This window comes from Paramicrobacterium humi, assembly GCF_900105715.1.
Classification (GTDB): Bacteria; Actinomycetota; Actinomycetes; order Actinomycetales; family Microbacteriaceae; genus Paramicrobacterium; species Paramicrobacterium humi.
In genome coordinates this window covers 625,331-643,031 of sequence record NZ_FNRY01000001.1, presented here as the reverse complement: position 1 = coordinate 643,031, position 17,701 = coordinate 625,331, and the positions used below count along the sequence as shown (strand labels likewise).

At 66.6% G+C, this 17,701-nt stretch carries 19 protein-coding genes and 1 tRNA gene; 13 read left to right on the top strand and 7 right to left on the bottom strand.

Going from position 1 to position 17,701, the window contains the following annotated elements; genetic code table 11:
* Positions 1-34: 34 nt before the first annotated feature.
* From BLV49_RS03155 to arfA, 4 genes are read left to right on the top strand one after another with little or no spacing between them, the layout of a single operon-like run.
* On the top strand, positions 35-1,384 hold the full coding sequence (locus BLV49_RS03155) for an extracellular solute-binding protein (protein WP_091179727.1): 1,350 nt from the start codon (positions 35-37) through the stop codon (positions 1,382-1,384).
* Between the two features lie 52 nt (positions 1,385-1,436).
* Positions 1,437-2,369 (top strand): carbohydrate ABC transporter permease, encoded by a 933-nt coding sequence (locus tag BLV49_RS03150; RefSeq protein WP_434061449.1) that lies wholly within the window; start codon positions 1,437-1,439, stop codon positions 2,367-2,369.
* Position 2,370: 1 nt separating this feature from the next.
* Positions 2,371-3,270, top strand: coding sequence for a carbohydrate ABC transporter permease (locus BLV49_RS03145; protein ID WP_091179725.1), 900 nt, complete (start codon positions 2,371-2,373; stop codon positions 3,268-3,270).
* Between the two features lie 36 nt (positions 3,271-3,306).
* Positions 3,307-4,839 carry an arabinosylfuranosidase ArfA gene (gene arfA / locus BLV49_RS03140; protein WP_091179723.1) on the top strand — a complete coding sequence of 511 codons (1,533 nt, stop codon included), beginning with the start codon at positions 3,307-3,309 and terminating at the stop codon, positions 4,837-4,839.
* A 67-nt stretch (positions 4,840-4,906) separates the two neighbouring features.
* Here the strand turns inward: arfA and BLV49_RS03135 are convergent, their stop codons facing one another.
* Positions 4,907-5,380: an SRPBCC family protein gene (locus BLV49_RS03135; protein WP_091179721.1), complete on the bottom strand. Its 474-nt coding sequence runs from the start codon at positions 5,378-5,380 to the stop codon at positions 4,907-4,909.
* A gap of 127 nt (positions 5,381-5,507) precedes the next feature.
* A complete protein-coding gene (locus BLV49_RS03130; RefSeq protein ID WP_091179719.1) occupies positions 5,508-6,419 on the bottom strand; it encodes an aldose 1-epimerase family protein in 912 nt (303 codons plus the stop codon).
* A 118-nt stretch (positions 6,420-6,537) separates the two neighbouring features.
* Here BLV49_RS03130 and BLV49_RS03125 point away from each other — a divergent pair, with 118 nt between their 5' ends.
* The 4 genes from BLV49_RS03125 (at position 6,538) to BLV49_RS03110 (ending at position 8,927) form a co-directional block, all read left to right on the top strand.
* Complete coding sequence (locus tag BLV49_RS03125) at positions 6,538-7,098, top strand: HAD domain-containing protein (RefSeq protein WP_091179717.1); 561 nt, start codon at positions 6,538-6,540, stop codon at positions 7,096-7,098.
* A gap of 315 nt (positions 7,099-7,413) precedes the next feature.
* A complete protein-coding gene (locus BLV49_RS03120; protein ID WP_091179715.1) occupies positions 7,414-7,632 on the top strand; it encodes a hypothetical protein in 219 nt (72 codons plus the stop codon).
* Between the two features lie 88 nt (positions 7,633-7,720).
* Positions 7,721-7,882 (top strand): hypothetical protein, encoded by a 162-nt coding sequence (locus BLV49_RS03115; RefSeq protein ID WP_176980702.1) that lies wholly within the window; start codon positions 7,721-7,723, stop codon positions 7,880-7,882.
* The gene (locus BLV49_RS03110) at positions 7,866-8,927 is read left to right on the top strand and encodes a YihY/virulence factor BrkB family protein (protein WP_091179711.1); all 1,062 of its coding nucleotides are present in this window, start codon (positions 7,866-7,868) and stop codon (positions 8,925-8,927) included. The genes BLV49_RS03115 and BLV49_RS03110 overlap by 17 nt, the downstream gene beginning before the upstream one ends.
* Here BLV49_RS03110 and BLV49_RS03105 read toward each other — a convergent pair.
* The 3 genes from BLV49_RS03105 to upp all read right to left on the bottom strand — a co-directional run bounded on the left by BLV49_RS03105 (position 8,924) and on the right by upp (position 11,484).
* Complete coding sequence (locus tag BLV49_RS03105) at positions 8,924-9,364, bottom strand: MarR family winged helix-turn-helix transcriptional regulator (protein WP_091179709.1); 441 nt, start codon at positions 9,362-9,364, stop codon at positions 8,924-8,926. The genes BLV49_RS03110 and BLV49_RS03105 overlap by 4 nt on opposite strands.
* 306 nt (positions 9,365-9,670) lie before the next feature.
* Complete coding sequence (locus tag BLV49_RS03100) at positions 9,671-10,363, bottom strand: winged helix-turn-helix domain-containing protein (RefSeq protein WP_091179707.1); 693 nt, start codon at positions 10,361-10,363, stop codon at positions 9,671-9,673.
* Positions 10,364-10,851: 488 nt separating this feature from the next.
* Positions 10,852-11,484 carry a uracil phosphoribosyltransferase gene (upp, locus tag BLV49_RS03095; protein ID WP_091179705.1) on the bottom strand — a complete coding sequence of 211 codons (633 nt, stop codon included), beginning with the start codon at positions 11,482-11,484 and terminating at the stop codon, positions 10,852-10,854.
* Positions 11,485-11,547: 63 nt separating this feature from the next.
* Between upp and tadA the strand changes: the two genes are divergently transcribed.
* Positions 11,548-12,012 (top strand): tRNA adenosine(34) deaminase TadA, encoded by a 465-nt coding sequence (tadA, locus tag BLV49_RS03090; protein WP_245723521.1) that lies wholly within the window; start codon positions 11,548-11,550, stop codon positions 12,010-12,012.
* Positions 12,013-12,062: 50 nt separating this feature from the next.
* Positions 12,063-13,004, top strand: a complete 942-nt coding sequence (murQ, locus tag BLV49_RS03085) for an N-acetylmuramic acid 6-phosphate etherase (protein WP_091186689.1) — start codon at positions 12,063-12,065, stop codon at positions 13,002-13,004.
* Between the two features lie 8 nt (positions 13,005-13,012).
* Here murQ and BLV49_RS03080 read toward each other — a convergent pair whose 3' ends face one another.
* On the bottom strand, positions 13,013-14,029 hold the full coding sequence (locus BLV49_RS03080; protein WP_091179703.1) for a LacI family DNA-binding transcriptional regulator: 1,017 nt from the start codon (positions 14,027-14,029) through the stop codon (positions 13,013-13,015).
* 55 nt (positions 14,030-14,084) lie between these two features.
* Here BLV49_RS03080 and BLV49_RS03075 point away from each other — a divergent pair, with 55 nt between their 5' ends.
* Both BLV49_RS03075 and BLV49_RS03070 read left to right on the top strand, forming a co-directional pair.
* Positions 14,085-14,978: a PfkB family carbohydrate kinase gene (locus BLV49_RS03075; protein WP_091179700.1), complete on the top strand. Its 894-nt coding sequence runs from the start codon at positions 14,085-14,087 to the stop codon at positions 14,976-14,978.
* A 91-nt stretch (positions 14,979-15,069) separates the two neighbouring features.
* A tRNA-Tyr gene (locus BLV49_RS03070) sits at positions 15,070-15,151 on the top strand.
* Positions 15,152-15,186: 35 nt separating this feature from the next.
* Here the strand turns inward: BLV49_RS03070 and BLV49_RS03065 are convergent.
* Positions 15,187-15,876: a TetR/AcrR family transcriptional regulator gene (locus BLV49_RS03065; protein WP_091179698.1), complete on the bottom strand. Its 690-nt coding sequence runs from the start codon at positions 15,874-15,876 to the stop codon at positions 15,187-15,189.
* Between the two features lie 146 nt (positions 15,877-16,022).
* Here BLV49_RS03065 and BLV49_RS03060 point away from each other — a divergent pair, with 146 nt between their 5' ends.
* On the top strand, positions 16,023-17,678 hold the full coding sequence (locus BLV49_RS03060; RefSeq protein ID WP_091179696.1) for an ABC transporter substrate-binding protein: 1,656 nt from the start codon (positions 16,023-16,025) through the stop codon (positions 17,676-17,678).
* Positions 17,679-17,701 lie beyond the last annotated feature (23 nt).

Sequence of the window (17,701 nt, the reverse complement as noted above, 5' to 3'; positions counted from 1 at the left end):
AATGATGGTGCCCACCCACAAAGGAGTGACGTACATGACCCCTCTTCGACCTCACGCGCGCAGCGGTCCGCCGCTCTCGCGGCGGCACCTGCTCGCGGGCACGGCCGCTCTTCTCGGCGGCGCCTTCGCCGCACCGGCCCTCGCCGGATGCAGCTCGACCGCCGCGGCATCCGGAATCACCGACATCTCGTACTGGCACCTGCTGAGCGGCGGCGACGGCATCACCATGGCGACCCTCGTCGCCGACGTCGAGAAGAAGCTCGGCGACGTCAGCGTGAAGCAAACCGTGCTCGCCTGGGGTGCCCCGTACTACACGAAGCTCGCCATGGCGTCCGCCGGCGGTCGCGCCCCCGACCTCGCGATCATGCACGCGAGCCGCGTGACGGGCTGGGCGCCCGGCGGCCTGCTCGACCCGTGGGACCTCGACCTGCTCGCCGAATTCGACGTCACGGAAGACACGTTCAAGCCGCGGATCTGGGAGAAGGGGTTCACCGACGGCAGGCTCTACTCGGTCGCCCTCGACTCGCACCCGTTCATCACGTTCTTCAACACCGACATCGCCGACAAGGCCGGCGTCCTGACCTCGGACGGCACCCTCATCGAGACGTCGACGCCGGACGAGTTCGTCGACATGGCCCTTGAGATGCAAGCGGTCACCGGGCAGCACGGCCTCTCCTGGGGATACCTCAACGACGGCGCGCAGCTGTGGCGGCTGTTCTACACGCTCTATCGCCAGCACGGCGCCGACATGGTGCTCGAGACCGGCAAGCCCGCGGAATACGACGAGGATGCCGCTCTCGAGTCGCTCAAGTTCATGACCAGGCTCGTGGACGGGAAGATTGCCGCCAAGAACGGCGACATCAACAACGGCATCGCCGAGTTCGCCGGCCAGAAGAGCGGCATGCTGTTCTCGGGGGTCTGGGAGCTGCGGACGATGCAGGACGCGGGCATCCCGTTCGATGCGACGATCATCCCGACGCTCTACGGCACGCCGGCCGTGTACGCCGACTCGCACACCTTCGTGCTGCCGCACCAGTCCAACCCCGACGAGACGAAGCGGCGAGCGGCCTACGAATTCATGGCGACCCTCCTGAAAGGGTCGATTGACTGGGCCGGCGCCGGGCACATCCCCGCCTATCTGCCCGTCATCGAGGACCCCGCGTATGACGAGCTCATCCCGCAGGCGCACTACGCGAACGCCGCTGACCTGATCAACTACGACCCGCCGGCGTGGTTCACGGGGTCGGGATCCGACTTCCAGACGTACTTCCTCGACGCGATCCAGGGCGTCATGCTCGGCAGCACGACTCCCGAAGCCGGGTTCACGTCGTTCATCACGCGCATCAACACTCTGCTCGCCAAGCCGAACCCGGTGACGGCATGAGCCCCGCAATCCGGCAGCGCGCGGCGCTGCGCCACGACGAAGGAGTCTCGCTGTGACGACGGCAACCGCTCGAAACGTGCTCCCCGACACCGCGGCGACCGTCCGCGCGTCGCGTGCGGGCAGACCGCGTGACGGGCTAGCCGGCTGGGCGTTCATCGCCCCGTTCGGCATCCTGTTCATTCTGTTCATGCTCGTGCCCGTGCTGTGGGGCATCTACTTGAGCTTCACCAACCAGAGCCTCACGGGCGCCGGTGGCGACCTCATCGGCCTGGACAACTACGCCGAGGCGCTCGGCGACGCCGACATGTGGCGCTCGATGCTCAACACCGTGTGGTTCACGGTGCTCAGCACCATCCCGCTCGTCGTGATCTCGCTCGCGCTCGCGCTGCTTGTGAACACGGGGCTGCCGGGGCAGTGGCTGTGGCGGCTGTCGTTCTTCATGCCGTACCTGCTCGCGTCGACGGTCGTCTCGCTCATCTGGGTGTGGCTCTACAACCCGCAGCTCGGCCTGTTCAACGCCATCCTCGGCTGGTTCGGCGTGGACCCGGTCACGTGGCTGCAGGATCCGAACCTCGCGATGCTCTCCGTCGTGGTCACGACCGTGTGGTGGACGATCGGCTTCAACTTCCTGCTCTACCTCGCCGCGCTGCAGAACATTCCCGAGCACCAGTACGAGGCCGCCTCGCTCGACGGGGCGGGCCGCTGGCGCACGCTGTTCTCGATCACCGTGCCGCAGCTCGGCTCGACCACCGTCATGGTGGTTCTGCTGCAGATCCTCGCCTCGCTCAAGGTGTTCGACCAGATCTACCAGATGACCTCGGGAGGTCCCGCCGGCACGACCCGCTCGGCGATCCAGTACATCTTCGAGTCCGGGTTCACGGGGTTCCGCTTCGGCTACTCCTCGGCGATCTCCTACATCTTCTTCGTCCTCATCATCATCGTCTCGGTGATCCAGTTCCGCATCACGGCGCGAAGGAGCGCATGACATGTCGACAATGACCGAACACATGACCGTTCCCGCGGCCGCTCGCAAAGCGGCATCCAACGCTCCACGTCGACGGACGAAGCTGGGCGCAGCGGGGATCGCCGCGCTCGTGGTTCTCATCGTGCTCGCCGTGGCCTGGCTGCTGCCGTTCTTCTGGGCCATCGTCACGTCGCTCAAGACAGAGACGGATGCCGCAGGGTCGGCGACGCTGTTCCCCGAACACGGATACACCTTCGCGGCGTACGCGAAGGTGCTCGCCGAGGGCAACGTGCCGATCTGGGCGTGGAACAGCCTGTACACCTCGGCCCTCGTGACCCTCATCACCGTGGCCGCGGCCGCGCTCGCGGCCTATGCGTTCTCGCGCCTGCGGTTCCGGGGCAACAAAGCCGTGTTCGTGCTCGTGATCGCGGCCATCGCTGTTCCGCCGCAAGTGCTCATCGTGCCGCTGTTCTACGAGATGCTCGCGATGAACCTCGTCGACACGGCGTGGGGGCTCATGCTTCCGCAAGTCGTGCAGCCGATCATCGTGCTCATCCTGAAGCAGTTCTTCGACCAGATTCCGGTGGAGCTCGAGGAGGCCGCGCGCGTGGACGGCGCCAGTCGCTTGCGCGTGTTCTGGTCGATCGTGCTTCCCCTGTCGCGTCCCATTCTCGCCGCCGTCTCGATCTTCGTCTTCGTCTGGGCATGGAACAACTTCCTCTGGCCGTTCATCGTCATCAACGACCCGTCGCTCATGACGCTGCCGGTCGGCCTGCAGACGGTGAAGAGCGCCTACGGCATCCAGTACGCGCAGAACATGGCAATGGCGATCCTCGCCGCGCTGCCGCTCATCATCGTCTTCCTCTTCTTCCAACGCCAGATCATCAAGGGCATCGCGACCACCGGCTTCGGCGGCCAGTGACGCCCGGCCAGACCACCCCCAGAAACAAGGAGTTACATGAGCACCGCCCGCATCACCATCGACCGCGACTTCACCGTCGGGGAGGTTCCGCGCCGCCTCTTCGGCTCGTTCGTCGAGCACATGGGCCGCTGCGTCTACACCGGCATCTTCGAGCCGGGCCACCCGAGCGCCGACGAGCGGGGCTTCCGCCGGGACGTGCTTGAGCTCGTTCGCGAGCTCGGACCGACGATCGTGCGCTATCCGGGCGGCAACTTCGTCTCGGGCTACAACTGGGAAGACGGCGTTGGCCCCGTCGACGAGCGACCGACACGCATCGACGGCGCCTGGCACACGATCGAGACCAACGCGTTCGGGCTGCACGAATTCGTCGAGTGGGCGCGCGAGGCCGACGTCGAGGTCATGGAGGCCATCAACCTCGGCACGAGGGGAGTGGATGCCGCTCGCGCGCTCGTCGAGTACGCGAACCACCCGGCCGGCACGGCGTGGAGCGACCTGCGACGCGAGAACGGAGCGGAGGACCCGTTCGACATCAAAGTGTGGTGCCTCGGCAACGAGCTCGACGGGCCGTGGCAGATCGGCCACAAGACCGCCGACGAGTACGGCCGCCTCGCGCAGGAGGCGGGGAAGGCGATGAAGCTCGTCGACCCGTCGATCGAGCTCGTCGCCGTCGGCAGCTCGGGTTCGGGCATGCCGACGTTCGGCGAGTGGGAGTACACGGTGCTCGGCCACGTCTACGACGAAGTCGACTACCTCTCCCTGCACGCCTACTACCAGGAGCACGACGGCGACGCGAAGAGCTTCCTCGCCACCGCTGTCGACATGGACTACTTCATCGAGTCCGTGATCTCCACTGCCGACGCCGTCGGCGCCAAGCGCAAGTCGCGAAAGCGCATCAACCTCTCGTTCGACGAGTGGAACGTGTGGTACCAGACAGGGCTCGACACCCCTGATCAGCCGCACAACGTCGGCAAGCAGTGGCGGAAGCACCCGCGGCTCATCGAAGACGAGTACAACGTCACAGACGCCGTCGTCGTCGGAACCTTCCTCAACTCGCTGCTGCGCCACGGCGACCGCGTCACGATCGCGAACCAGGCGCAGCTCGTGAACGTCATCGCGCCGATCCGCAGCGAAGAGGGCGGCGCCGCGTGGCGGCAGAGCATCTTCTGGCCGTTCGCCCGCATGTCTCAGCTCGCACGCGGCAGCATCCTGCGCACGGCCGTCACGAGCGACCGCATCGATACGGCCAAGTACGGTGATGCGGATGCCGTGGACGTGAGCGCCACGTGGGATGAGGAGAGCGGGAGGCTCGCCCTGTTCCTCGCGAACCGCGGACTCGACGAGACAGCCGACGTCTCCGTGAAGCTCGGCGGCTTCGCGGCATCCGCCATCACCCGTGCCGAAGTGCTCACGGTGCCCGAGGGCGGCGACCGCTTCTCGAGCAACACGCAGGACGCCGAGCGCGTCGGTCTCACGCCGCTCGAGGGCGTCTCCGTCGAGGGCTCCGCGGTCACCCTGCGGCTGCCGGCTCTCTCGTGGGCCGTGGTCGAGGTCGCGGTGACAACGGCCTAGCCGCACAGTCGAGCCCGGCGCATCGTGGGTTGTCCGATGCGCCGGGCTTCTCCCTGACTGCGGCGGCTCAGCGCCCGGTAGCGTCGGCGTCGCGGTCGACTTCGCCGCGCCACGCGCCGGTCTCGAAGCCGTTGGACTCGATCAGCTCCTTGAACTTCCCGAGGTCCTTCTTCACCGCCATGTCGTCGAGCTGAAGCGCCGCTCCCGCCTTCTCCGTGAAGCCCTCCGGCTCCCACGTCATCTCGAGGTGCACGCGCGTCTCGTCGTCCGCGACGCGGAAGAACGTCACGACGCCGCCGTGCTCGGGACCCTCGGTTGTGCGCCACGCGATGCGCTCGTCGGGAATCTGCTCGGTGATGACCGTGTCGAACTCGCGCTCGACGCCGCCGATCGTCACCTTCCAATGGTTGTGCGTGTCATCGACCTGCGTCACGGAGTCGACGTTCGACATGAACTGCGGAAACGACTCGAACTGCGTCCACTGGTTGTATGCGACGGTCAGCGGGACGCCTACCTGCTCGGTGTCCTGGATGGTGCTCATCGTGCCCTCCTTGAACTCGGAATCCGCGCACGGGAGATCCGCGCGCCGGAACTCCAGCGACTGTATGCCGTGCTTCCGGTGAGCGTGTAGGGGGTTGCGGCGCCGAAGACGATCGCCTATCCGCGCGTCAGAGCGCGCGGATGCTCCAGCTGGCACTCGACTGCTCACCGGGCGCGAGACGGATTAGGTCCGTCCCGGAGTTGAAGGCGTCCGGCGGGCATGTCATGGGCTCGACGGCGAGGCCGAGGCGGCTGTCGGCGACGACAGGCTGATCGGCCGTGTGCACCTGGACCCACGGGCACGCACCGTCCCAGGTCATCGCGACGCCGGTTCCGGATGCCGCCGTCAGTCGCACTTCCGCGATACCGTCGCGGCGCTCGAGGTCCGTGAATGCGTGGTCGATGAACGTGTCGCCGATGCCGCGGTGCGAGCGGAAGTCGAACTCCGTCCCGCCGACCGGCGAGAGGCCGATCGGGATGAGCCGGTCCTCGGTCACGGTGAGAACGGATGCCGCCGGGATCGTCACGCTCCAGTCGTCCACGCGGCCCTCTCCCGCCACGAGGTACGGGTGCGGTCCGGTGCCGAACGGGGCGTCGGCGTCGCCGACATTGAGCGCCGTCACTTCGCAGTGCAATCCGTGCTCGTCGAGCCGCCAACTCGTGGAGATCTCGAGTGCGAACGGGTAGCCGTCCTGCGCGGGAATCATCGCGCGCAGCAGCGCAGCGCTCTCGGTCTTCTCGACGACGTCGTAATCGAGCCAGGCGCCGAGGCCGTGCAGGGCGTGGCCGCGCGCGGGCTCGGTGAGGGCGAGCTGATGCTCCGACCCGTCCCAGCGGTAGCGTCCATCCACGACGCGATTCGGCCAGGGCACGAGCGTCGCGCCGCGGTAGTTCGGCCGCACCTGGTCCTTCGCATACGGGAGAACGAGGTCCCTGCCGTCATAGAGCAGTTCGCGAAGACTCGCTCCGACGGAGGCGATGGATGCGCGGCAAGGGCCCGCGGCGAGAGACACCGTGGTGCCGGAAAGAGGAACGGGCATGCTCCTATCCTGCCGGAAACGCGACGCGCCGGTTCATGGCGTTTTCCTAGCCCGTGTCAGTGCAGTGTCAGCACCTCGTGCTTGACTGTCGTCGTCAGCCCAGAGGGCAAGGAGCACAATGCCACGCACCACCAACCCGACGCGTCTCTACCTGGATGTCGACGGTGCCATCAACGCCGACGAACCGCCGTTCTCGTCCGTCAAGTCGACTCGAGTGCAGATCGACTACGGCGGCGGAATGATGAGCAGACTGCCCCTGACGTGGGCGCCCGAAGTTGTCGACCAGCTCGATGCGCTTCGCACGGAATTCGCGCTCGAGCTGGTGTGGCTGTCCACGTGGAACGAGATGCACGCGTCGATGACGCGGCTGGCGCCCGCGCTCGGGGGACTGTTCGGCGGCCGCGCGATCATGGACGCCGACGCCGTCAGCATGGATCGCGGGCGCGGCTGGTGGAAAGCGCAGAGCATCATCCTCGACCAGGAAGCGTCGCCCGCACCGTTCGTGTGGATCGACGACGAAGCCGTCATGGCGCACGGTTCTCTCGTCGCCGAGGCCACGGCGGGAACGCCCTCGCTTCGCCTCACCACCGTGTACGAGCACGGTATCGAACGCCTTCACCTCGCCCAGATGCGCTCATTCCTCGAAGGGCTTCCGATCGAGTCGGTCGTCGCGCCCTGAGAAGCATCTTTCCCGATCAGCGCAAATTTCGCACGACTTGCCTTTCCTGGGAAACCTCGTATGGTTCAGTCAAGCCCCGTCGACCTGACGGGCCTGACGACGGAAAGGGCAGTGACATGGCTGAGAAGTCACACCGGAACGCCAAGAAGGCACCGGCGAAGACGCTGAAGGAGAAGCGGGCGGAGAAGCGGACGCAGTCGGAGCCGTTCATCAAGCCGCGCAAGCGATAGCAGATAGTCGGCCGTCAGGGTAGGTGCTTGCCGGCTCGGGCGCTTCCTCTTAGCGTGAGAGTCACACGCGACGAAGGGAACCCCGATGAGCGATTCCAACGAACGAAACGACGAGGCCCGCAACGCGAGCGGGCTGAACGCCGATCCGGGCAAGCTCGAGTCCGACGCGCAGGAGTCGAAGAAGGAGCGCTCGGAGCCGGGCGGCGAGGAGCCGTCGTTCCAGGAGCACCACGACCCCGCGACCGACGACGATTCGGTATCGGGTGGATCGGCCTCCTCCGAAACGGACGAGTCCAAGGGGTAGAGCCTTGTCCGCTCGACCCGGGCACCCGATGGTGCTCCCGACGGACCGCACGGAACGTCGGGAGCACGCCGGACCGTGGGTGCGTCAGTTGAACATCGACGAGATGCGCGAGGAGCTGTCCGGGACTCTCGCGCAGATCAAGGTCAAGGCGCCGCAGGTTCTTGCGGCGCTGGGCATCGCGGCGGTCAGTGGCGCCATCTTCGCTGCTGCCCGACTGATGAGCCGGGAGCGCGATGACCGAATCCAGTAGAGCAGCGGATCCCGGCCGCGGATCGACCCGGCACGTTCCGAAGCCCCGCCGCACCCGGCTGCGCTGGCCCAGCATCCGCACCTCCTATGTGCGCGCAGCGAAGAAGTTCAGCGCCAACAAGGCGACCGACATGGCGGCGACGCTCACCTACTTCCTCGTCCTCGCGCTTTTCCCTGGCCTCCTCGCGATCATCTCGATCCTCTCGCTCGTGAACGCGGATGGCTCGGTCAGCACGGGGATGATCCGCATTCTCGACGACGTCGCGCCGCCCGACACGGCGACGGCCCTCAAGGGCCCGCTCAAGGCGATCACGACGGCGCCCGGCGCCGGTCTCGCTCTCGTCATCGGCCTCGGGGGCGCGATCTGGTCGGCCTCGAAGTACGTCGACGGCTTCGTGCGCGCTTCGAACCGCGTTTACGGGGTGCAGGAGGGTCGAACGACCGTCAAACTGCGCCTGACCGTGCTCGCCGTGACGGCGGCGAACCTCATCATGCTCGCGATCATGGCGATACTTCTGCTCGTCAGCGGTCCCGTCGCCCGATTCATCGGCTCGCTCTTCGGCCTCGGCGACGCGACGGTCACGGCATGGAACATCGCCAAGTGGCCGGTGCTCGTGCTGCTCGCCGTGATCGTCATCGCCGTTCTCTATTACTTCTCGCCCAACGTCAAGCCGACGCAGTTCCGCTGGATCAGCATCGGCGCCGCCACGGCGCTCATCGTCTGGGCTGTCACCACGGTGGGCTTCGTCGTCTATGTGTCGAACTCCGACAGCTACAACGCCACCTACGGCTCCCTCGGCGGCATCATCGTCTTCCTGATCTGGCTCTACTTGAGCAACATGGCTCTGCTCTTCGGCGTTGAGGTCGACGCTGAGCTCGAGCGCGCCCGCCAGCTGCAGGACGGCCAGCATTCGGAGTACGCCGTGCAGCTTCCGCTTCGCGACACCGCGCGAATCGACAAGGCCGTCGAGGCGGAGGCGAAAGCGGTGATCAAGGCGCGCGAGCTTCGTCGCCGCTACGGTCGAGCCGGTGCACGCGAGTCCTAGCTGCGGGTTCCGGCGCGGACCTTGTCGGTGAGCGCCGTCAGCTCTCGCAGCTCGTCGTCGTTGAGCATGCGAGTCATCACCTCGCTGATGGACGCCATGTGCTTCACGGCCACGGTTCGGTACATTGCAAAACCGGCCTCCGTGATCCGGACGATCGTGCCGCGCCGGTCACAGGAATCGGAGCGCTTCTCGACGTAGCCGCGGGCGGCCAGCCGGTCGATGAGGCGCGAGACGCTCGGCTGGCTCAGCAGAACGAGCTTGTTGATGTCCCGCAGCCTGGCGCTGTGGTCGGGCTGCCGGCTGAGATTGAAGAGGACGTCGTACTCGTTGAGCGAGATCGTGTTCGCCGGGAAGTCGTCGTGCAGTTCGCGCATCACTTGAACCTGAGCGCGGAACAGCGATTCCCAGGCGTTCACGGCTGTGGATCTCTGTGGCATGTGAGTCCTCCTGGGGCACAAGCCTACGGATGAGCGGCGCCGCGCGCACCGCCCCACTTCGCGGATTAAAAGATCGAGGGCCGATCGTAGAGGCTTACGATCGGCCCTCTCCCTTGCACCAAGAGTGTCCTGCAATCACATTCCGCGTTAGCTGCCACAGCAAAACAACTAACGCTCTTTGAATATATAACGGAAAGGTAACGGCGTCTAGTTATCTTTTCGTTATTTTCCTGCTAAGCCTCTGGGCGATCGCTATGCGTGAGCTAAGCGCCGTTCGTGGCGTTCGGTGATTAGGATCGAGCCGATTCAGAACAGGTCGGGCGACGGAGTCGACGCGTGACGAATCGAGACGTCGGCATGGCGGTCGAAGCGGTAGCCAACGCCACGGACCGTGCGCACGATGTCCTCGTAGCGCCCGAGCTTGGCTCGCAGGCGACGCACGTGCACATCGATCGTGCGCTCGTTCGGCACGTCATCGCCGTCGGCGGCCGACCAGAGAGAGGAGATGAGTTCGGCGCGCTCGATCGTGCGGCCCTCGCGCAGCACGAGGTACTGCAGAAGCTCGAACTCCTTGAAGGTCAGAGACGCAGGCTCGTTGTCGAGAACGAGACGCTTGCGGGAGATGTCGATGACGACGCCGGCGTGAGCGCGGTCGAGTTCGTCCTCTTCCTCCTCCACCTCGCTGGGGTGCTGGCGAGCGACGGCTGAGGGCTCCTGGAGTGCGAGGCGTACGACGTCGACGTCGCGTCCGCCGACTCCCTCAGGGGCGAGAGCGACGGCCGCGTATGACTGCGCGGCCGGTGCGAGTTCGCCGATGACGTTCTTTATCGCCTCAACGATCTCGCCGAGGGAGACGCCGGCCGCGCGGGCCTTGCTCTCGTCGAGCCCGACGTAGAGGGCGAAGCCGCGGGCCTCGGGGCTCGCCGGCACGGCGCGAAGCGCGGGGGCGGCGGGCGACTGGGCGGGGACGGACTGGGGGAAGACGGTGGCGAGTGACATGGAAGATCCTTCGGATGATGGGTCGCCGCTCCACGGCCTCACCGACGGAGTCGGGGCAGGAGGGGCGATGACTGTGATGCGTTGCGTGTGAGGGGGAAGGGAGGCGTCGTGAGCGTCCCTGGCGACGCCTTCAGGCGTCGCGACTCAAAGGGTCAGGGTTAGCGACACATTCGACAACACATGACAGCACCAATGCCGGCCATCATCGACCCGGCATTCCCACGGAACTCGACGGAGCTCAGGGTGCGCGTGCTGTCTGTCATGACATCAATTCAAGACGGCGGCAAATGGGAGTGTCAAATCATTGCAGTAAATGACGCAACACTCGCGCCTGCCGATGATACTTCGAACGAAAACGCGTCAGCGTGAAGAATCTTTCAGACCCTCCCCGGTGATGGCCGCGTCGCGCAAGAAGATTCTTCGGGCATCTTCGCGACGAAAAACGCCGGCGACCCATCAGGGCCGCCGGCGTTCGAGTTGCCGTCGATTCAGACGAGACCGTACAGCCGGTCGCCCGCATCGCCGAGGCCGGGAACGATGTAGCCGTTCTCGTTGAGCCGCTCGTCGAGAGCGCCGAGCACGATCGTGACGTCGCGGCCCTCGGTCTCGCGCTCGAGCTTCTCGAGCCCTTCCGGGGCGGCGAGGATGCACACCGCCGTCACATCCACGGCGCCGCGCTTGAACAGGAACTCGATCGCTGCGCCGAGCGAGCCTCCCGTCGCGAGCATGGGGTCGAGCACGAAGCACTGCCTGTTCGACAGGTCGTCGGGCAGTCGCTCCGCATAGGTCATCGGCTGGAACGTCTCCTCGTCGCGCACCATGCCGAGGAAGCCCACCTCTGCCGTGGGCAGGAGCTTGACCATGCCCTCGAGCATCCCGAGCCCGGCCCGCAGAATCGGCACGACAAGCGGTTTGGGGTTGCTGATGGCGAGCCCGGTCGTCGTCGTCACGGGAGTCTCGATCTGGATCTCGTTCGTGCGCACGTTTCGGGTCGCCTCGTACGCCAGCAGCGTGACGATCTCCTCGGTCAGCGCCCGGAAGATCGGCGACGGCGTTGTCTTGTCACGGAGCACCGTGAGCTTGTGGGTGATGAGTGGGTGGTCCGCTACGTGCACTCGCATACTGTTAAACCTACCTGCCGGGCGAGCGCGAGACGATGCGCATCGGAAGAGAAAGGGGAACGGATGCCGCTTCCCGCAGCCGACCGCCACCACTCCGCCATGACGCTCGCGCTGGCCGAGGCGCGCGCCGCACTGCAGACGGGCGACGTTCCCGTCGGCGCCGTGATCGTGGACGCGGCCGGCGAGGTCGTCGCACACGGTCGCAACGCGCGAGAGGCACGCAGCGACCCCACGGCGCACGCCGAGCTGGAAGCGATTCGCCAGGCGACGGCGTCGCGCGGCCAGTGGCGACTCGACGACGTCACTCTCGTCGTGACGCTCGAGCCGTGCGTCATGTGCGCGGGGGCGATCCTCGCGGCGCGAATTCCCACAGTCGTGTTCGGCGCCTGGGATGACAAGGCGGGTGCTGCGGGCAGCATCCATGATCTCTTGCGCGATCGCCGGCTGACGCACCGCGTCGAGGTGATAGCGGGCGTCGACGCCGAGGCCTGCGGGCAACTGCTGACCGGCTTCTTCCGCGAACGCTGACGCGGGCTCCGTCTGCGAGGATGGGAGCGTCCGTCGACGAGGAGGAAACGATGTCCGACGCTACGCGCGATGGTCTCGAGCGGACGCTCGCAGGTCTCGCGACCGAGCGGGTGAACGCGCGCTACCGCGACCTCGACCTGCTCACCACCCCGGAGCTCGTCGCCGCGATGAACGAGCTCGACCGTGGCGTCGCCGACGCCGTCGCGACCGCGAGCGCCGAGATTGCGCGAGCCGTCGACGGAATCGCCGAGCGCATGGCGCGCGGGGGTCGCCTCATCTATGTCGGAGCGGGCACCCCCGGCCGGCTCGGCGTCCTCGACGCGAGCGAGATTCCGCCGACCTTCGGCACGGAGCCCGACCGGGTCGTCGGCCTGATCGCGGGCGGTGACGCGGCGATCCGCACGGCGATCGAAGGAGCAGAGGACGACGCAGACGCCGGCCGCGCCGCCGTGCACGAGCTCGCCATCGGCGAGGACGACAGCGTCGTGGGAATCTCGGCATCCGGGCGTACGCCGTATGTCGTCGCGGCCGTCGCCGAGGCGCGCCGTCGCGGCGCCCTGACGATCGGTGTGGCGTGCAACAGCGGCTCCGAGCTCGGCCGTACCGCCAAGGTGGCGATCGAGGTCGAGGTCGGGCCCGAGCTCGTCACCGGGTCGACGCGCCTGAAGGCCGGCACCGCGCAGAAGATGGTGCTCAACATGCTCAGCACCCTCACGATGGTGCGGCTCGGCAAGACGTACGGCAACCTCATGGTCGATGTGCGCATCACCAACGAGAAGCTGCGCGCCCGAGCTGAGCGCACGGTCAGGCAGGCGACGGATGCCGATGCGGAAACCGCCGCGCGCACGCTCGACGCTGCAGGCGGTTCGGTGAAGACGGCGATCCTGGCCCTGCTCGCCGACTGCCCGGTGCCGGACGCCGCGGCCGCGCTCGAGACCGCGGACGGGCGCATCCGCGTCGCGCTCGAGAGACTGGGTGCCGCCTCGCGCTGAGCGCCGGATCAGTCTCGCGGCGGGCGCGTCGTCGTGCCGCGCACGACGAGCTCGAATGGCAGCCCGAAATCCGTCGGCTCCTCGGGCGTCAGCTCGCCCAGCTCGGCGAGGAGGACGTCGACCGCGGCCTCGCCCTGGCGTCGCGGGAACTGGGCGATCGTCGTCAGATCGAAGAACGGCGCCTGCTGCGTGTCGTCCACCCCGACGATCGACACGTCATGCGGCACGGAGAGCCCGAGATCCCGCGCGGCGAGAATCGCGCCGATGGCCATGTCGTCGGACGCGGCGAAGATCGCGGTGGGCCGGTCGGCGGGGGAGCCGAGCAGCTGCTTCGCGGCGCGGTATCCGCCCTGCAGCGTGAAGTCGGCCGAGCGCACGAGCGTCGCATCCACAGCGAGGCCCGCGTGCTCGAGAGCCTGCTCGTATCCATGGCGGCGGTTGGAGGGGAGGTGGAAGTCGACGTCGAACTCCTGGCCGCCGCCGATGTGCGCGATGCGCGTGTGCCCGAGACTGACAAGGTGCGCGGTCGCGAGTCGAGCGAGCTCGACGTCGTCGAGCGCGAGCGTCGGCACGCCGGGCAGCGGGCCACCGATGCCGACGAGGGGCTTGTCGAGGTCGTGCAGCGCCGTGACCTCCGCCGTCGTGAGCTCAAGGTTGATGGCGATGACGGCATCCACCCGCTTGCGCAGCAGGAAGTGCGTGAAGACGCTGCTGCGCTCGGCGGCGTCGCCGCCGAGGTTGTACAGCGTCGTGTCGTAGCCGTGGCGCAGGAGGGCCCGCTCTGCGCCCTCGACGACGGACGAGAAATACCAGTGGCTGAGCATCGGAACGACGACGCCCACGTTGCGGGTGCGTCCCGAGGCTAGCCCTGACGCCGTGGAGGAGACGACGTAGCCGAGCTCGCCGGCGGCATCCTGCACCTTGAGCCGTGTCGCATCGGAGACGTAGCCGCGCCCCGACAGCGCACGCGAGACCGTGGCGGTGGAGACACCGGCACGTCGCGCGACCTCTTCGATGCCGGCCATCGTCCTCCTCGTCTGGATGAGCACCAGCATACTGAGCCCGTGTACATTGACCCGTATGCACTCGAGCCCGGCTCCCGTCGTCGTGATCGGCGACGCCCTCATCGACGAGCTCCGCTTCCCTGACGGCAACCGCGAGTTCGTCGGCGGCGCCGCCCTCAACGTCGCCGTGGGACTCGCACTGCTGCGCGTGCCGACGACGCTCGTCGCGATGGTCGGCGACGACGAGGCCGGGGACCGCATCCGCCGGTTCCTCGCCGACGCGGGCGTCGGCCTGATCGCGTCTCCCGCACCGCACGGCAGCTCCCGGGCGGTGAGCGACCGCACCGACGGCGAGCCGACGTACGTCTTCAACGAGGCCGCGCAGAAGCGACGCGTCGAGTTCGACGCCGAGGTGCGTGAGGCGATCGCGGCGGCTCCGTTCGTCGTCGTGAGCTGCTTCCCGTTCGACGACGCCGGGCAGGCGCGGCAGCTTGCGGCATCCGTCACCGGATCACGCCGACGTCTCATCGTCGACCCCAATCCGCGGGAAGGGATGCTGCACTCGCGCGAGCGCTTCATCGCGGGCTTCGAGTCCGTCGCGCCGTCGTGCCTGCTCGTCAAGGTCGGCGACGACGACGCGGAACTGCTGTACGGAACCGGGCTGCCCGAACTGGTCGAGCGACTGGACGGCCTCGGCGTCGAGCACGTGCTCGCGACGGCGGGAAAAGACGGTGCATGGCTGCGCTCGGACGGGCAGAGCGTGAGCCGGCCCATCGCCGAGATGCTCGGACCGGTCATCGACACTATGGGCGCCGGCGACGCGGTTCTCGCGGCGGCTGTGCAGCATCTTGCGGCGCACGGCGAACCTGGGAGCATCGACGGTTGGGGCGCGGTGCTCGAGCGCGCGATGCTCGTCGCCGCCGCCACATGCCGCAGCGAGGGTGCGCTCTTGCGGGAGCCGACAGTCTGAATCGGCCCTCCGATTTCTCCCACCGCTCGCGAAACGTTACTATTTCTGTGGCGCCTTCGGTTGGCTGTTCAAGTTTGGTCGAGCGCGCTCTGGCGAGTTACCCAAGCGGCCAAAGGGATCTGACTGTAAATCAGCTGTCATCGACTTCGGGGGTTCGAATCCCTCACTCGCCACTTTCTGAAAATGCCGCGAAGATCCGCGGCATTTCTCATGTGCGGGGACGGTCGGTGTCCCCGGTGGGCCGAGCCTCGTCGCTTCGGTAGCTTGACAGCTCCGGTCCCGGGCTGAGCACGGCGTTGACAATGGCTCGGATGGCGAACTCGGTGGCCCCGGCGAGCTCGATCTTGGCGGGATGCAAGAGCCACTGCAGCTGCAGGCCGTCCATGACCGCGAGGATGCTGGCAGACGCGACATCGATCGTGTCGGGTTCTGTGACCCCTTCTTGTTCGCACAGGACGCGGAACGCGTCAGACACCTCGCGGCGAAGTGTCGCGTAGCGCTCCTCGAAGAACGGCCGGGCCGGGTGATCTTCTGTGACGGATTCGGCCGAGAGGACGGTGTAGACCTGCACGATACCGGCTCGATGCGCGTTCGCGAACGCCGTTCGCACCAAGTGCAGGAAGAGCTCCGGCCCATCGGGGATGTGCTTCTCCACGAGGTCCTTGACGTCTGTCTCGTCACGATAGGCGAGCGTCTGCAGAAGGAGATTCTGCTTCGAGCCGAAGTGATGGAGCACGCCGGCGTGAGTCAGTCCCACCTGGTCGGCGATGTCGGCAAGCGTGCCGTTGGCGTAGCCCTTCGTTCCGAAGATCGAGATGGCGGCGTCGAGGATCTCGGTGTGCTTTCGGCGCGTCGAAGGCCGAGTGCGGGCAGCGCCGCCGACTGATTCGGATGCCACGTGGTCCTCTCTTCCTACTGAAAATAACGGTACGGTATCCGCGCTTGACGGATTTACTTACTGATGAGTAATCTCCCATCCAAAGCTTACTTACTCGACAGTAAGCAAAACGTCACCGTTAGGTGATGCATCAAGGAGGAGAAGCAATGAGGCTCAGATCCACTCTTGTCGCCGCGGGACTTGTCGCGGCGCTCGCCCTGACGGGATGCTCCAGTGGTGATCAGAAGGACGCTTCGGCGGATGGCGGCGCGGCACTCACCATCGCGAAGCCGGACGGCGCCATCACCACAGAATCGAACAACCCGTGGATCGGCGATTCGTCCGCGAACAAGCTCGGCTACAAGAACGTCATCATCGAGCCGCTCGCCATGGTCAACCTCGTGGGCGATAACGAGACGACGCCGTGGCTCGCTGAGAAGGTCACGTGGAACGATGACTATACCCAGCTGCGCGTCACTCCGCGCTCCGGGGTCACCTGGAACGACGGTGAGGATTTCACAGCCGACGACATCGTGTTCACCTTCGACCTCATCCGCAACACGCCGGCTCTCGACACCGGCAACCTGCAGCTGACCGATGTGGCAAAGGACGGCGACGACGTCGTACTCAGCTTCGCCGAGTCGAAGTTCGTCAAGCAGGCTCAAGTGCTCCACATCGGAATCGTCCCCGAGCACATCTGGAAGGATGTCGACGACCCGACGACGTTCGAGAACCCCGACCCTGTCGGCACGGGGCCCTACACGCTTGAGAGCTTCAGCAGCCAGTCGGTCACTCTCAAGGCGCGCGACGATTACTGGGGCGGCGACCTCGCCGTGCCGACGCTGTACTACATCTCCTACAACGACAACACTGCTCTGACGACCGCCCTCGCAAGCGGCGACGCCGACTGGGCGCAGGCCTTCATCCCCGACGTGAAGAGCGCATTCGTCGACAAGGACCCGGAGCACAACGTGTTCTGGGCTGCAAACGTCATGGCCCCGGATGTGCTGTTCGTCAACCACACGAAGAAGCCGTTCAACAACCTGGCGTTCCGCGAGGCGGTCAACATGGTCATCGACCGGCCGGCGCACACCGAGATCGCGCGTGAGAAGGCCGGTCCCGTCCTGACCTCGGTCACGGGCCTCCCGACGCCCGTCGGCGAGCAGTACATCTCCCCGGAGTACAAGGGCAAGGAGCTCGCGCTGGACGTCGACGGTGCCCGCAAGATCCTCGAAGACGCCGGCTACACCTGGAAGGGCGACGCACTCATCGACCCCGACGGCGAACCGGTCTCCTTCACGCTCCAGGTCCCGCAGGGCTGGAACGACTACGTCACCGGAATCAGCCTCATCGCCGATCAGGTGAAGAAGACGCTCGGAGCCGACGCGAAGGTCGACACTCCGGATGCCGACACCTGGTGGGCTGCCAAGCGCTCAGGCGACTTCGACGCGATCATGCACTGGACCGACAGCGGCACCACCCCGTACGACCTCTACTCCGACACGATGGACGGACGCTGGCTCCTCGCCGGCGACGACGTGGACTACAACTTCGGGCGCTACAAGAACGACCGCGCGACCGAACTGCTGAACACGTACGCGACGTCGGCGAGCGACGACGAGCGCACCGCCGCCCTCGAGGAGCTGCAGAAGATCTTCGTCGAGGACGTTCCGGTGATCCCCGTCGGCACGCACCCGTACCTGGGCGAGTACAACACCCGCAACTATGTGGGCTGGCCCAGCGAGGACGACCAGTATGCGACCGCCGACCCCACGCAGGTCACGGTCCCGCTGATCCTCACGAAGCTCAAGCCGGCCAAGTAGGCGCAGAGGGTGGGCGGATGCCG

Excerpts from the sequence above, each read along its gene's own strand:
- BLV49_RS03080 (WP_091179703.1), bottom strand. The coding sequence starts at position 14,029 with ATGGCCGGCATCGAAGAGGTCGCGCGACGTGCCGGTGTCTCCACCGCC.
- arfA (WP_091179723.1), top strand. The coding sequence starts at position 3,307 with ATGAGCACCGCCCGCATCACCATCGACCGCGACTTCACCGTCGGGGAG.
- tadA (WP_245723521.1), top strand. The coding sequence starts at position 11,548 with ATGCCGCTTCCCGCAGCCGACCGCCACCACTCCGCCATGACGCTCGCG.
- BLV49_RS03135 (WP_091179721.1), bottom strand. The coding sequence starts at position 5,380 with ATGAGCACCATCCAGGACACCGAGCAGGTAGGCGTCCCGCTGACCGTC.
- BLV49_RS03060 (WP_091179696.1), top strand. The coding sequence starts at position 16,023 with ATGAGGCTCAGATCCACTCTTGTCGCCGCGGGACTTGTCGCGGCGCTC.
- BLV49_RS03120 (WP_091179715.1), top strand. The coding sequence starts at position 7,414 with ATGAGCGATTCCAACGAACGAAACGACGAGGCCCGCAACGCGAGCGGG.
- BLV49_RS03130 (WP_091179719.1), bottom strand. The coding sequence starts at position 6,419 with ATGCCCGTTCCTCTTTCCGGCACCACGGTGTCTCTCGCCGCGGGCCCT.
- BLV49_RS03110 (WP_091179711.1), top strand. The coding sequence starts at position 7,866 with ATGACCGAATCCAGTAGAGCAGCGGATCCCGGCCGCGGATCGACCCGG.
- BLV49_RS03075 (WP_091179700.1), top strand. The coding sequence starts at position 14,085 with ATGCACTCGAGCCCGGCTCCCGTCGTCGTGATCGGCGACGCCCTCATC.
- BLV49_RS03155 (WP_091179727.1), top strand. The coding sequence starts at position 35 with ATGACCCCTCTTCGACCTCACGCGCGCAGCGGTCCGCCGCTCTCGCGG.
- BLV49_RS03105 (WP_091179709.1), bottom strand. The coding sequence starts at position 9,364 with ATGCCACAGAGATCCACAGCCGTGAACGCCTGGGAATCGCTGTTCCGC.
- upp (WP_091179705.1), bottom strand. The coding sequence starts at position 11,484 with ATGCGAGTGCACGTAGCGGACCACCCACTCATCACCCACAAGCTCACG.
- BLV49_RS03100 (WP_091179707.1), bottom strand. The coding sequence starts at position 10,363 with ATGTCACTCGCCACCGTCTTCCCCCAGTCCGTCCCCGCCCAGTCGCCC.
- BLV49_RS03125 (WP_091179717.1), top strand. The coding sequence starts at position 6,538 with ATGCCACGCACCACCAACCCGACGCGTCTCTACCTGGATGTCGACGGT.
- murQ (WP_091186689.1), top strand. The coding sequence starts at position 12,063 with ATGTCCGACGCTACGCGCGATGGTCTCGAGCGGACGCTCGCAGGTCTC.
- BLV49_RS03145 (WP_091179725.1), top strand. The coding sequence starts at position 2,371 with ATGTCGACAATGACCGAACACATGACCGTTCCCGCGGCCGCTCGCAAA.